Source organism: Salmonella sp. 741265116_PST, assembly GCF_046567715.1.
Taxonomy (GTDB): domain Bacteria; phylum Pseudomonadota; class Gammaproteobacteria; order Enterobacterales; family Enterobacteriaceae; genus Salmonella; species Salmonella enterica.
Window position 1 is genome coordinate 1 of sequence record NZ_JBKFPH010000007.1, and the last position, 13,513, is coordinate 13,513.

A 13,513-nucleotide genomic window follows, 5' to 3' on the forward strand; every position below is an offset into this window, starting at 1 on the left:
TCCCGAATTAATGATCACTTTCAGGTGCTGAAATCTGCATCTTGAGGTTTATTGGGTATATATTGGCTTATAACATTGTTTAAAATAATAAACACGGCATTCGTTTTAATACTACGTTCAGGACTCATCCCATTCATTAGCAGAAAACCTATTAAAAAGCGTGTTCAGGCGTTTTATTACTTCCATTGATAAACCGTTTAACAACATCGTCTGTACAGGCCCTCTTCGTTGCCTTTATGTTTAACTCAATCAGGCTATCGTCTCGGTTATAAGTCTATCGAGTAACAGGGCCGTAGTATGACGATGCAGCAAAGTAATATGGAAAGATATACTCCATTATTAATGTTAAAAGAAGTCATGGCACAGACGCCTTATCGCCATAAACGCTGGGGAGAGCGTAAGTTTCGCTATAAGTTTGTATTACGTTGCCTTACTAACCCCGTAACGACAATTAAATACTTCAATGAATTATGCCATCTGTCTCAGCCCAGAACGCTGATCATTCATCGTCCACTGTTGCCGGCAAAAATCCAGCGGCCCTATTTGTATACCGGGCTTAGTATACGTTGCCGGGCAAAAGCTATTCTGGAACACTACCAGTTCGTTCAGTCCTTTCCGGAAAATGAAATTAAAAAGATCCTCCTGTCCGAGGAACAAATCTTGCTCGCTCACCTGGAAGGAAAAAACGGTGCTCTGGTAGATATCTACTGCGGTCCCTGTGGTTATGACAGGGAAGGTGAACTGACATTAACGCTGTGCTTCAATGATACGCCGTTGGCACGTTTATCATTTTCCTTTATCCGCCATGAAGGGAAGCAAATAGCGCTGGTTGCCGGGTTACAAGGGCCCAGTAAACATGTCGGCCCACAAGTCATACGTAATGCCACCAAAGATTGTTACGGTCTCTTTCCTAAGCGGATGCTGTATGAAGCATTTACGACATTGATGCAGGCCTGTAATGTCGCCGAGATTTATGCGGTCAGTGAAAACAACCATGTTTATCGTCAACTCAGGTACTTATTCCAGAAGAAAAAAACTTTTGTGGCCAGCTATAGTGAATTCTGGGAGTCGCTAAACGGCGTTAAGAAAGGTGCCTTATATCATCTGCCATCACAGGTGATGCGTAAAGCGCCTGAAAGTATCCCCAGCAAAAAACGCGCAGAGTATCGGAAACGCTATCATATTCTGGATACAATAATACAAGAGGTTAACAGCCTCTCCCGATAGAACTATTTCATACGCGGATGTGCAGATCCTGCTACCGTTCAGCGGAGCTCTTTGAAATCTGTATCGCTACTGGATGGTTAAATACAGAATGGCTTGCGAGTGAAAAGCGCGGCATTAAACCGTCGCTTTCACTCATGCTATGATCAACATCTTAATCTTATTCCCTTCACCATAACGTCATCGATTAGCATGTTAACCATTAAATACAAGCTAAACATTTTTCACTTTTTTATTTGGTTGAGCGAAAAAATAATACAAAATAGAATTTTCAGTAAGCTAAGTCAGGAGTTTTGGTGAAAATACAAGAAGTTAAGCGTATATTAACCCGCTGGCAACCGTCTTCCTTTTCCCTATACCGGGAGGTGTTTACGCAATACGGCGGTAGTATCAATATGCACCCAGATATTGTGGATTATTTCATGAAGCGCCATAACTGGCATTTTAAATTCTTCCACTATAAAGAAGATGATAAGATTAAAGGCGCCTACTTTATCTGTAATGATCAGAATATTGGCATCCTGACGCGCAGAACCTTCCCGCTATCTTCAGATGAGATACTTATTCCGATGGCGCCAGATTTACGCTGCTTCTTGCCCGATCGTACTAACCGACTTTCGGCGTTGCATCAGCCACAAATACGCAATGCCATATGGAAACTCGCCAGAAAGAAACAAAATTGTCTGGTCAAAGAAACGTTCTCTTCTAAGTTTGAAAAAACACGCCGTAATGAATATCAGCGGTTTCTTAAAAAAGGCGGAAGTGTAAAAAGCGTTGCTGATTGTTCTTCTGATGAACTGACTCATATTTTTATCGAGTTATTTCGGTCTCGTTTCGGCAATACTTCATCCTGCTATCCCGCTGATAACCTTGCCAACTTTTTTAGTCAACTGCATCACCTTCTGTTTGGGCATATTCTTTATATTGAAGGGATACCCTGTGCATTTGATATCGTACTGAAATCTGAAAGCCAGATGAACGTCTACTTTGACGTATCTAATGGTGCAATTAAAAATGAGTTCAGGCCACTCAGTCCCGGCAGCATACTAATGTGGCTAAATATTAACCGCGCCAGACATTACTGCCAGGAAAGACAAAAAAAATTACTTTTTTCCATCGGCATACTAAGGCCTGAATGGGAATATAAGCGCATGTGGTCGAACCCCTATTTTACCGGAAAATCGATTTGCTAAAAAGAAAGCCTGGACGTAAATATGTTTTTTACGTCCAGATTTTTCATAAGTCCTGATGAACTGATAAAAAACGAAAGTTTAATCATAATTTGAAAAATAAGTTAACCACCATATAATCATAATGACAATTACTCGAAATTCACTTACACTACACTCGGTTTTACGGAATTGATTAACACAGTATGTTACAGATAACGTGCTAAAAAGCGTGCAGCGGTTATACATTTTCATATGTGTGTGTCATTAACCTGGCGTCAGGAACAGATGATGATGACAACCACCATTTTATCTCTTCTGCCCTGGCATACCGTCAGTAGATTAAAGGTGTAGCCTTGTTTTATGGCATTACAAAAATGTGGGTGAGGTCTATGCTCAATGTATACGTTATTTGTAACAACGCTCTTGTGCATAAACAATACGTTATTGCCAACAGCACTGAACGGGTACAGTGGTTCTTGCTGACAACAGGCTTAAAGATCGCCTTAACACGGGATACCTGATAACTGGATTATATTATGACACATGCAGACTGGCTGATTCTTGGGTATACAACTGTTATTATTATTTTTGGTATTGTATGTTATATCGGATTGCTTAAATTGATAACGAAAGGCAAGCATGAAAAATAACGCACTTACCGGGAAGAATATACTCTCAGGAGATAAAATTCTTCGGCAATGATGCGACACCACTGCCGAAATGCTATTTTTACAGAAATCAATCAGGTATTGAGGGTGATTTTATCATAGCCGCGCCAGCGATAATTCAACAACGAGAGCAGCCAGAATAGCACAAAAGCGCCCACTACCCAGAAGCCCACATTCCCCATATGATCGTTAAGCGTGCTTACGGTCTGCCAAAATGTTCCGCTTAACTGTAACGCATCATCAATCAACCCCAGCGCCTCAAGCCCGCCAATCGCCAGCGCGACAATGACGGATGCGGCGGTAATGGTCATATTATAATAAAGCTTACGTAATGGATGCGAGAAAGCCCAACCGTAAGCGCCGACCATGACAAAGTTATCCAGGGAATCCACCAGCGCCATCCCGGCGGTAAACAGCACAGGAAAAATCATCATCGACCAGAGAGATAGCCCCTGGTTGGCTGCTGAAGCGGAAATGCCCAGCAACCCAACCTCGGTTGCGGTATCAAATCCCAGACCAAACAGAAAACCGACAAAATACATATGCCAACTGGAAGTGACCAAACGAAACGTACGCTGAAATATACGCGTCATCAGCCCGCCAGGTATCGCCTCGTCATGCGCCCTCACTGACTCGCCGCGGGTAACCGAGCGAAATTGCCGCCAGACGTTGAACAAAATAAACAGGTTAAGCAGGGCCATCGCCAGCAGAAAAAAAGCGGAAACAGCCGTACCAATCAACGAACCATATTGATGCAAAACATCAATACGATCGCGAAATGCCATCGACGTCACAACAATCGCCAGACATGCCAGAACGACAATGGTCGAATGACCCAATGAAAAAAACGCCCCCACGCCTAAAGGCGTTTTACCCTGCTGCATCAGTTTACGGGTGACGGTATCGATGGCTGCGATATGATCGGCATCAACCGCATGACGCAGCCCAAAGCTATACGCCAGTATGGCTGCGCTTAGCATGACGGCATGGTGATGAAAAACACAGAACGCCCAAATCCAGGCCAGGAGGTTAACCCCGACAAGAAAGACGGTTAATGCTATTCCCCGTCGTTTAGTATGATTATTCATGCCCCTGCACCCACTATATTTTTAATTAACGCTACGGTTTGTAGGGGGAATGTATGATCATTTGATTAAAACGTCACACCTCAAGATGCGACTTTTTGTAAACGTGCTTTACCGCTGACACATTTGTGCGCATTACTGCGGAACAAGGCTTAAAAAGCGTATCCGAACGTATAACCCTCCCAACGCTTCACTACGGGAAAAATGGGGATGAGTACGGTGCAGGCGTGCGATATCATTGACCAAAGCCAGACCAATGCCCGCCCCGGCCACATTTCCTACGTTATCGAGCCGGTGGAACGGCTGTAGCGCCAGATGGATGTGTTCATCATCAATGCCGGGGCCGCTATCTTCGACAACCAGCGTCACGGCATCGCCATCCCGTTCAAGCCGCGCGGTGACGATGCCTTGCTCAGGCGTGTATTTCAGCGCATTATCCAGCAAGTTTCCGCACAGCTCGCTAAGCAGTACCTCATCCCCCTCGATCCACATCGCTTCCTGTTCGCCTTCGTAGCCCAGGTCGATATGTTTACTCCGCGCCTGCGCCAGGCGGGTAAAGCAGCCGCTCTGTACGATATCGTACAGATTCACCGGTGAAAAGCGCCGCTCTCCCTGCTCTTTATGCTTTACCGCAGAAAGTTGCAACAATCTTTCCGTGAGCTGAATGGTACTATCCAGCGTTACGCTCATCGCCTGCAGACTTTCGTACCAGTGATGAGGGTGCTGGCTGGCTAACGCCACCGCCGCCTGCGTTTTTAACACCGCCAGCGGCGTTTTTAACTGGTGAGAAGCATCGGCACTAAAGCGTTCCTGCCGGGAAAGGATGCCGCGGAGCCTGTCAATGTAGCGATTAAACGCCACGATTAACAAGCGTGTTTCCGACCACGGCAGCAGTTCCGGCAGCGGCGTTAACAAACCCGGTTCGCGGCGTATCATTAATGACGAAAGTTGCCGCATAGGCCGCAGGATCCGGCGTAATAACCAGCCAACCAGCACCAGGGTCAGCAACACCAGCAGACCCTGTGAGATCCAGGAGGAGAACAGCAGTTGGCCCGCCAGATAACGACGGGACTGCAGCGTCTCTGCGACATAAATCTCCGCCATGCCGATAATGCCGCCTTCGTTGACCGGCTGTAGCAAACGCGCCACGCGGATCGCCTCGCCGCGATACTCGGTATGATAGAACCACGCCAGCGCCGGATAAAGCCGGGTACGGGGCGTAGCAGGCGGCATGGCGGGCAGATCGTCATAACCGGAAATGACCTTTCCGGAAGGGTCGACGACTTTGTAATAGAGTCGATCATTCATATTAAGCTCGAAGCTATCCAGCACCACCCAGGGCACGTTAACTTCCAGATGGTTATTGCGCACCACCAGCCGTTCCGATACCGTTCGCGCCGAGGAGAGCAACGTACGATCATAAGCCTGCGTGGCGGCCTGTAGCGCATTGACATAACTGTTAAACGCCGACAGCCCCCATAGCAGAATCAGCGGCAACCCCAGGAATAGCAAGAGTTGTAGGTACAACGATTGCGGCTTAACCCACTTCATCGCCGCGCTCCAGCACATAACCCAGGCCGCGCAGCGTCGTAATTCGTACATCGCTTCCCTGGAGTTTTTTACGCAGTCGATGAATATAAAGTTCGATGCTTTCAGGACTTACCTCATCGTTCAGGCTGAACACCTGTTCAAAAAGCTGCTGACGCGAAACCGGCCGCGTTCGTCGGTACATCAATACGGTTAAGAGCGCCTGCTCACGCGGCGTCAGCGCTAACGGCTGTCCCTGTAACAGAAAATACCCTTCATCATGAAAGATCAATTCCCCCAGTTGCTGAACTTCATGAACCTGCCCAGCGCTGCGTCGGAGCAAGGCCCGTAAACGGGCATCCAGCTCTTCCAGTTCAAAGGGTTTCGGCAGATAGTCATCGGCACCGACGTTGAGACCTTTTACGCGATCCGCCACCGCGCTTCGCGCCGTGAGCAGCAAAACGGGCAAGGTCTGACCGCGTTTACGCAGCCGTTGCACCACCTCCAGCCCATCCATTCCCGGCATATTGATATCCAGCACCGCCAGCGCGTACATTTCACTGTGCAGAAGATGGTCAGCCGCCAGGCCGTCAAATACGCAGTCCACGGCAAAGCCGTTTTGCACCAGCGCTTTCTCCAGCCAGTGAGCCAGCTCACGGTTATCTTCCGCCAATAAGAGACGCATATCACATCCTGTAAAGTTTCTGCCGCATTGAAAGGGAATTGAAAGGTTATTGTTTTAACAATCACGCAACCGAACTGCTACATGTCGGCTCACATAATCACAAAAATCTTCTTCCGAACCTGAAAAATCCGGACGTCCGGCGTGAGGATAAAAAATGAAAAAACAATTACTTCGTACCCTTACTGCAAGCATTTTATTAATGAGTACCTCTGTTCTGGCGCAGGAGGCGCCGTCGCGAACGGAATGTATCGCGCCAGCCAAACCTGGCGGCGGTTTCGACCTCACCTGTAAGCTGATTCAGGTGAGTTTGCTGGAGACTGGCGCGATCGAGAAACCCATGCGGGTAACGTATATGCCCGGCGGCGTCGGCGCTGTGGCCTATAACGCGATAGTCGCCCAACGCCCTGGCGAACCCGGGACAGTGGTCGCCTTTTCCGGCGGTTCGCTGCTCAACCTGTCGCAGGGGAAATTTGGTCGCTACGGCGTGGATGATGTGCGCTGGCTGGCCAGCGTGGGCACTGATTACGGCATGATCGCCGTGCGTGCGGATTCCCCGTGGAAAACGCTGAAAGATCTGATGACGGCGATGGAAAAAGATCCCAACAGCGTGGTCATTGGCGCTGGCGCCTCTATTGGCAGCCAGGACTGGATGAAGTCGGCGTTGCTGGCGCAAAAGGCGAACGTCGACCCGCACAAGATGCGCTACGTTGCCTTTGAGGGCGGCGGCGAGCCGGTGACGGCATTAATGGGCAACCATGTTCAGGTTGTCTCCGGCGATCTCAGTGAAATGGTGCCTTATCTGGGCGGCGACAAAATCCGCGTGCTTGCCGTCTTTTCAGAAAATCGTCTGCCGGGCCAGCTTGCCAATGTCCCTACCGCTAAAGAACAGGGCTACGACCTGGTGTGGCCGATTATTCGCGGCTTCTACGTCGGCCCCAAAGTCAGCGATGCCGATTACCAGTGGTGGGTGGATACCTTCAAGAAGCTCCAGCAAACCGACGAGTTTAAAAAGCAGCGCGATCTGCGCGGCCTGTTTGAGTTCGACATGACCGGCCAGCAGCTCGATGACTACGTGAAAAAACAGGTTACTGATTACCGTGAACAGGCGAAAGCCTTCGGACTCGCGAAATAATCGCGGAGGCAATGATGAGCGATCGTATCTTTGCGGGTATCTGGCTGTTGCTCTGTATCGCCGGGCTATTCATCGCCTGGCAGATCCAAAGCGAATACAGCTATGAACCCGTCGGCCCCCGCCCTTTTCCGCTGGGGATTATCGGCCTGATGGCGCTCTGCGCGCTGGCGCTGTTATTACGCCATCCCGACACGGTTAGCTGGCCGCGCCGCCATGTTCTGCAAAAGCTAATTACCATGATCATCATCCTGTTGATGTATGCCTGGGGATTCGAATGGCTGGGTTTTCCCATCGCCACCGCGCTTCTCACCATGGTTATCGGGATGCTGTTCGGCGCCACGATTCCGGCGGCGGGTATCTCCGGCGCGGTATTGGGCATTCTGCTGTGGTATGCCTTTGACCGGCTGCTTGATGTCACCTTACCTCTCGGCGCCTGGCTGAGTTAACGGAGCAACGATGGATACCTGGATATATCTTTCTCAGGGCTTTGCGGTGGCGATGACGCCGGAAAACCTGGTTATCGCGTTGATTGGCTGCTTCGTGGGCACGATCGTCGGTCTGCTGCCGGGTCTGGGACCGATCAACGGCGTGGCAATCTTACTGCCGCTGGCCTTTGCGTTGCATCTGCCTGCGGAGTCGGCGCTAATTCTGCTGGCGACGGTGTACATTGGCTGTGAGTATGGCGGCAGGATCTCCTCCATATTGCTCAACGTCCCAGGCGATGCGGCGGCGATCATGACGGCGCTGGACGGTTACCCGATGGCGCAGCAAGGGAAAGGCGGCGTGGCGCTGTCGATTTCCGCAGTCAGCTCATTTTTCGGTTCATTAATCGCTATCGGCGGCATCATTCTGTTCGCCCCTTTACTGGCGCAATGGTCGCTGGCCTTTGGCCCGGCGGAATATTTCGCCTTAATGGTTTTTGCTATCGCCTGTCTTGGCAGCATGATGGCACAAAACCCGCTTAAATCATTTCTGGCAGCGCTGATCGGTCTTGGCCTGGCGACCGTCGGCGTGGACGCCAACACCGGGGTTTATCGCTTTACCTTTGACAGCGTTCATCTTTCCGACGGCGTACAGTTTATCGTCGTGGTGATCGGCCTGTTCTCGGTATCAGAAATACTTTTAATGCTGGAACATACCAGCAGCGGGCAAACAATGGTCCGCAAAACGGGTCGAATGTTGTTCAACCTGAAAGAAGGCGCGCAGTGTATCGGCACCACCCTGCGTTCTTCGGTAATCGGCTTTTTTGTCGGCGTATTGCCCGGCGCCGGGGCGACCATCGCCAGCGCCATTACCTATATGACCGAGAAAAAACTCAGCGGCAACAGCGATAGCTTCGGCAAAGGGGATATTCGCGGCGTCGCGGCGCCGGAGGCGGCAAACAACGCCTCAGCCTGCGGCTCCTTCATCCCGATGCTGACGCTGGGCGTTCCCGGTTCCGGTACTACGGCAGTGATGATGGGGGCGCTGACGCTGTACAACATCACGCCAGGCCCGGCGATGTTCACCGAACAGCCGGATATCGTCTGGGGACTCATCGCTGCGCTGCTGATTGCGAACGTGATGCTGCTGATCATGAATATCCCGTTGATCGGTCTGTTCACCCGTATGCTCACCATTCCGCTGTGGTTCCTGGTACCCGCCATCGCTGCCGTATCGGCGGTAGGGGTGTATGCGGTACACAGCACCACCTTCGATCTGGTGCTGATGGTCGCGCTCGGCGTGTTAGGGTACATTTTACGTAAAATGCACTTCCCCATGTCGCCGCTGATCCTGGGATTCGTACTGGGGGAAATGCTGGAGCAGAACCTGCGTCGCGCACTCTCCATCAGTAACGGCAATATGGCGATTTTGTGGCAAAGCGGCGTTGCCAAAGCCCTGCTGATCATGGCGATCATGGTCATTGTCGTACCGCCAGTGTTACGTCTGATCCGTAAACACAGCCGTAAACCGCAGGTTGACGCCGGTTAATTGACTGCTGAAATACGTTGTACTTGTCCGGCCTACGCGCTCATGTGCCAGGCCGGGCAACCCCGCCAGCATCACTCTTTCCATAACTCGCTCATTTTACACCCCTTCTTGCCGTTGTCAGGCTCGTGGCGCCGTTAACCTCACCTTTCGCATTGTTAAATATTTGTTGTTTTTGATCACAATAATTAAACAAAAGCGGTTATTTCATACGCGTTCCTGGAAAATGTCGATATTTTTAATTTATGGCTACGAAATGAGCATCGCCATGTCTCCCTGACCATCTACCGAGAGGAATGATTCTGATGAATGCACTGACTGCCGTAAAAGCGAACACAGATGATTTAGCCCAATGCCATACTGGTTTCACCCTTGCCCCTTCGGCGCAGTCGCCGCGCCTGCTGGCGTTAACGTTTACGGCGGATACCACAAGACAATTTCTCCATCAGGTTGCGCAGTGGCCGGTGCAGGCGCTGGAATACAAATCTTTCTTACGTTTCAAAATCGGCAAGATCCTCGACGATCTGTGCGGCAATCAGCTACAACCGCTGTTGATCAAAACGCTCCTCAACCGTGCACAAGGCGCGCTGTTAATCAGCGCCGAAGGGATCGATGATGTCGCACAGGCAGAAGAGATGGTCAAACTGGCGACGGCGGTGGCGCATCTTATTGGTCGCTCCAACTACGATGCGATGAGCGGCCAGTATTACGCGCGTTTCGTGGTCAAAAACGTCGACAACTCCGACAGTTATCTGCGCCAGCCCCACCGCGTAATGGAACTGCACAATGACGGCACCTATGTTGAGGAGGTGACCGACTACGTGCTGATGATGAAAATCGACGAACAAAATATGGAAGGCGGTAATTCGCTGCTGCTGCACCTTGATGACTGGGAACATCTGGAGTCGTTTTTTACCCATCCTCTGGCGCGTCGCGTCATGCGCTGGGCGGCGCCGCCAAGCAAGAATGTTAGCCATGACGTCTGGCACCCGGTGTTTGATGTCGACCAACAAGGCCGCCCGGTCATGCGTTATATCGACCAGTTCGTCCAGCCAAAAGACTTTGAAGAAGGCGTCTGGCTCAGCGAGCTTTCAGACGCGCTGGAAACCAGTCAAAACATCCTCTCCGTACCGGTACCGGTCGGCAAATTCCTGCTGATTAACAATCTGTTCTGGCTACATGGACGCGATCGTTTTACGCCGCATCCTGACTTGCGTCGCGAACTGATGCGCCAGCGCGGTTACTTCGCCTACGCCGTCAGCCATTATCAAACTCACCAATAAGCGCCACGGCGAAGGAATTACGCGGATGTATGATTTTGTGATTATCGGCGGCGGCATTATCGGCATGTCGACCGCCATGCAACTTATTGATGTCTACCCGGATGCGCGCATCGCGTTGCTGGAAAAAGAGTCCGCGCCAGCTTGCCACCAGACCGGGCATAACAGCGGCGTGATCCATGCCGGGGTGTACTACACGCCCGGCAGCCTCAAAGCGCAGTTTTGTCTGGCAGGCAATCAGGCGACCAAAACCTTTTGCGATCAAAACAACATCCGCTACGACACCTGCGGCAAAATGTTGGTCGCCACCTCGGAGCTGGAAATGGCGCGGATGCGTGCGCTATGGGAGCGGACGGCGGCCAACGGCTTAGAGCGCGAGTGGTTAAGCGCGGCGGAGCTGCGTGAACGCGAACCCAATATCATTGGCCTGGGCGGGATTTTTGTCCCTTCCAGCGGGATTGTCAGCTATCGCGATGTCGCGACGGCCATGGCGAACCGCTTTCAGGCCAAAGGCGGCGAGATCATCTACCATGCCGAGGTCAGCGCGCTAACAGAACATGCCGCTGGCGTTGTCATTCGCACCTCGCAAGGTCGGGAAATCGAAACCGCTACGCTTATCGGCTGTGCAGGACTGATGGCGGATCGGCTGGTCAAAATGCTGGGCGTGGAGCCCGGTTTTATTATCTGCCCTTTCCGCGGCGAGTACTTTCGTCTGGCCCCGCGACACAACCGGATCGTTAACCATTTGATCTACCCGATCCCCGATCCGGCAATGCCGTTTCTCGGCGTCCATCTTACCCGCATGATCGACGGCAGCGTTACGGTCGGGCCGAATGCGGTGCTGGCGCTTAAACGCGAAGGCTACCGTAAGCGCGACGTTTCCTTCACCGACACCCTGGAGATTTTCCGCTCCGCCGGCATTCGCCGCGTACTGCAAAACCATCTGCTTTCCGGACTGGGCGAGATGAAAAACTCGCTGTGCAAAAGCGGCTATTTGCGGCGAGTACAAAAGTATTGCCCCAGCCTGACCGTCAACGATCTCCAGCCCTGGCCGGCAGGCGTGCGGGCGCAGGCGGTTTCGCCGGACGGCAAACTGATTGATGATTTTCTGTTTGTCACGACGCCGCGTTCCATTCACACCTGTAACGCCCCCTCCCCGGCGGCGACATCCGCGATACCTATCGGCGCGCATATCGTCAGCAAAGTTCAGGCGCTACGCGCAAGCCAGAGCAACCCCGGACGTGCGCTGCGTGCGGCACGCAGCGTGGACGCATTACACGCCGCATTTACCCGTTAACCCTTCAGACAGGAAGCAATTATGCAACTTAACGACTCTACCCTGTTCCGCCAGCAGGCCTTTATCGATGGCGACTGGCGCGACGCGCGCGGCGGCGATGTCATCCCCGTGAGCAACCCCGCCAACGGGAAACCGATCGGCAATGTGCCCAAAATGGGGGCGGAAGAGACTCGCGACGCCATCAATGCCGCCAATCGCGCCCTGCCCGCCTGGCGCGCGCTCACCGCCAAAGAGCGAGCCAATATCCTGCGTCGCTGGTTCAATCTGATGATGGAAAATCAGGACGATTTGGCGCGTCTGATGACGCTGGAACAGGGCAAACCGCTGGCGGAAGCGAAAGGCGAAATTAGCTACGCCGCCTCGTTTATTGAATGGTTCGCCGAAGAGGGGAAACGTATCTATGGCGACACGATTCCAGGTCATCAGGCCGATAAACGGCTGCTGGTGATTAAGCAGCCCATCGGCGTCACCGCCGCGATTACCCCGTGGAACTTTCCCTCGGCAATGATCACCCGTAAAGCCGGCCCCGCGCTGGCCGCAGGCTGCACAATGGTACTCAAACCCGCCAGCCAGACGCCGTTTTCCGCGCTAGCGCTGGCGGAACTGGCCCGGCGCGCCGGAATTCCCGCAGGCGTATTTAACGTCGTTACCGGTTCGGCAGGCGATATCGGCGGCGAGCTGACCAGCAACCCGCTGGTACGCAAACTGTCGTTTACCGGCTCGACGGAGATTGGCCGCCAGCTAATGGAACAATGCGCCAAAGACATTAAAAAAGTGTCGCTGGAGTTGGGCGGCAATGCGCCGTTTATCGTCTTTGACGATGCCGATCTGGATAAAGCCGTCGAAGGCGCGCTGGCTTCGAAGTTTCGCAACGCCGGGCAGACCTGTGTCTGCGCCAATAGATTGTATGTACAGGACGGCGTTTACGATCGTTTTGCGGAAAAACTCAACCAGGCGGTAAATAAGCTCGCGGTCGGCGACGGCCTGCAAGCCGACGTTGCTATCGGGCCGCTGATTGATGAAAAAGCCGTGGCGAAAGTCCAGGAGCATATCGCCGATGCGCTGGAAAAAGGCGCCCGCGTCATTACGGGTGGTGAAGCGCACAAATTGGGCGGCAACTTCTTTCAACCGACCATTCTGGCGGATGTTCCTGATAACGCGAAAGTCGCCAAAGAAGAGACATTCGGGCCGCTCGCGCCTCTGTTCCGCTTCAGCGACGAGGCGGATGTCATCAGGCAGGCTAACGATACCGAGTTCGGCCTGGCAGCCTATTTTTATGCACGCGATTTAAGCCGCGTTTTCCGCGTCGGCGAAGCGCTGGAATACGGCATCGTCGGTATTAATACCGGCATTATCTCCAACGAAGTCGCGCCTTTCGGCGGTATTAAGGCCTCCGGATTAGGCCGTGAAGGTTCCAAATACGGCATCGAAGATTATTTAGAAATCAAATATATGTGCATCGGCCTTTAACAGGA

11 protein-coding genes are annotated in these 13,513 nt (G+C 52.1%); 8 read left to right on the plus strand and 3 right to left on the minus strand.

The window, feature by feature from the left end; all coding sequences use genetic code 11:
* Nucleotides 1-297: 297 nt before the first annotated feature.
* Complete coding sequence (locus ACLD11_RS06700; protein ID WP_411014701.1) at nucleotides 298-1,227, plus strand: VirK family antimicrobial peptide resistance protein; 930 nt, start codon at nucleotides 298-300, stop codon at nucleotides 1,225-1,227.
* 293 nt (nucleotides 1,228-1,520) lie between these two features.
* Nucleotides 1,521-2,417 carry an antimicrobial resistance protein Mig-14 gene (locus ACLD11_RS06705; RefSeq protein WP_079943992.1) on the plus strand — a complete coding sequence of 299 codons (897 nt, stop codon included), beginning with the start codon at nucleotides 1,521-1,523 and terminating at the stop codon, nucleotides 2,415-2,417.
* 721 nt (nucleotides 2,418-3,138) lie between these two features.
* Here the strand turns inward: ACLD11_RS06705 and ACLD11_RS06710 are convergent.
* From ACLD11_RS06710 to tctD, 3 genes are all read right to left on the minus strand, one after another.
* Complete coding sequence (locus ACLD11_RS06710) at nucleotides 3,139-4,152, minus strand: HoxN/HupN/NixA family nickel/cobalt transporter (protein ID WP_076727043.1); 1,014 nt, start codon at nucleotides 4,150-4,152, stop codon at nucleotides 3,139-3,141.
* Nucleotides 4,153-4,284: 132 nt separating this feature from the next.
* On the minus strand, nucleotides 4,285-5,700 hold the full coding sequence (locus tag ACLD11_RS06715; RefSeq protein WP_411014742.1) for a sensor histidine kinase: 1,416 nt from the start codon (nucleotides 5,698-5,700) through the stop codon (nucleotides 4,285-4,287).
* The gene (gene tctD / locus ACLD11_RS06720; RefSeq protein WP_001237934.1) at nucleotides 5,687-6,361 is read right to left on the minus strand and encodes a transcriptional regulator TctD; all 675 of its coding nucleotides are present in this window, start codon (nucleotides 6,359-6,361) and stop codon (nucleotides 5,687-5,689) included. The genes ACLD11_RS06715 and tctD overlap by 14 nt, the downstream gene beginning before the upstream one ends.
* 154 nt (nucleotides 6,362-6,515) lie before the next feature.
* Here tctD and ACLD11_RS06725 point away from each other — a divergent pair, with 154 nt between their 5' ends.
* From ACLD11_RS06725 to gabD, 6 genes are all read left to right on the plus strand, one after another.
* Nucleotides 6,516-7,493 (plus strand): Bug family tripartite tricarboxylate transporter substrate binding protein, encoded by a 978-nt coding sequence (locus tag ACLD11_RS06725; RefSeq protein WP_000744416.1) that lies wholly within the window; start codon nucleotides 6,516-6,518, stop codon nucleotides 7,491-7,493.
* 11 nt (nucleotides 7,494-7,504) lie between these two features.
* Nucleotides 7,505-7,939, plus strand: a complete 435-nt coding sequence (locus ACLD11_RS06730) for a tripartite tricarboxylate transporter TctB family protein (RefSeq protein ID WP_001574835.1) — start codon at nucleotides 7,505-7,507, stop codon at nucleotides 7,937-7,939.
* Nucleotides 7,940-7,949: 10 nt separating this feature from the next.
* Nucleotides 7,950-9,464, plus strand: coding sequence for a tripartite tricarboxylate transporter permease (locus tag ACLD11_RS06735; protein ID WP_000382034.1), 1,515 nt, complete (start codon nucleotides 7,950-7,952; stop codon nucleotides 9,462-9,464).
* Between the two features lie 302 nt (nucleotides 9,465-9,766).
* Nucleotides 9,767-10,744 carry a glutarate dioxygenase GlaH gene (glaH, locus tag ACLD11_RS06740; protein WP_411014702.1) on the plus strand — a complete coding sequence of 326 codons (978 nt, stop codon included), beginning with the start codon at nucleotides 9,767-9,769 and terminating at the stop codon, nucleotides 10,742-10,744.
* 25 nt (nucleotides 10,745-10,769) lie between these two features.
* The gene (gene lhgO / locus ACLD11_RS06745; protein ID WP_023136556.1) at nucleotides 10,770-12,038 is read left to right on the plus strand and encodes an L-2-hydroxyglutarate oxidase; all 1,269 of its coding nucleotides are present in this window, start codon (nucleotides 10,770-10,772) and stop codon (nucleotides 12,036-12,038) included.
* Nucleotides 12,039-12,059: 21 nt separating this feature from the next.
* Nucleotides 12,060-13,508 carry an NADP-dependent succinate-semialdehyde dehydrogenase gene (gene gabD / locus ACLD11_RS06750; RefSeq protein ID WP_023136555.1) on the plus strand — a complete coding sequence of 483 codons (1,449 nt, stop codon included), beginning with the start codon at nucleotides 12,060-12,062 and terminating at the stop codon, nucleotides 13,506-13,508.
* The last annotated feature ends 5 nt before the right edge of the window (nucleotides 13,509-13,513 follow it).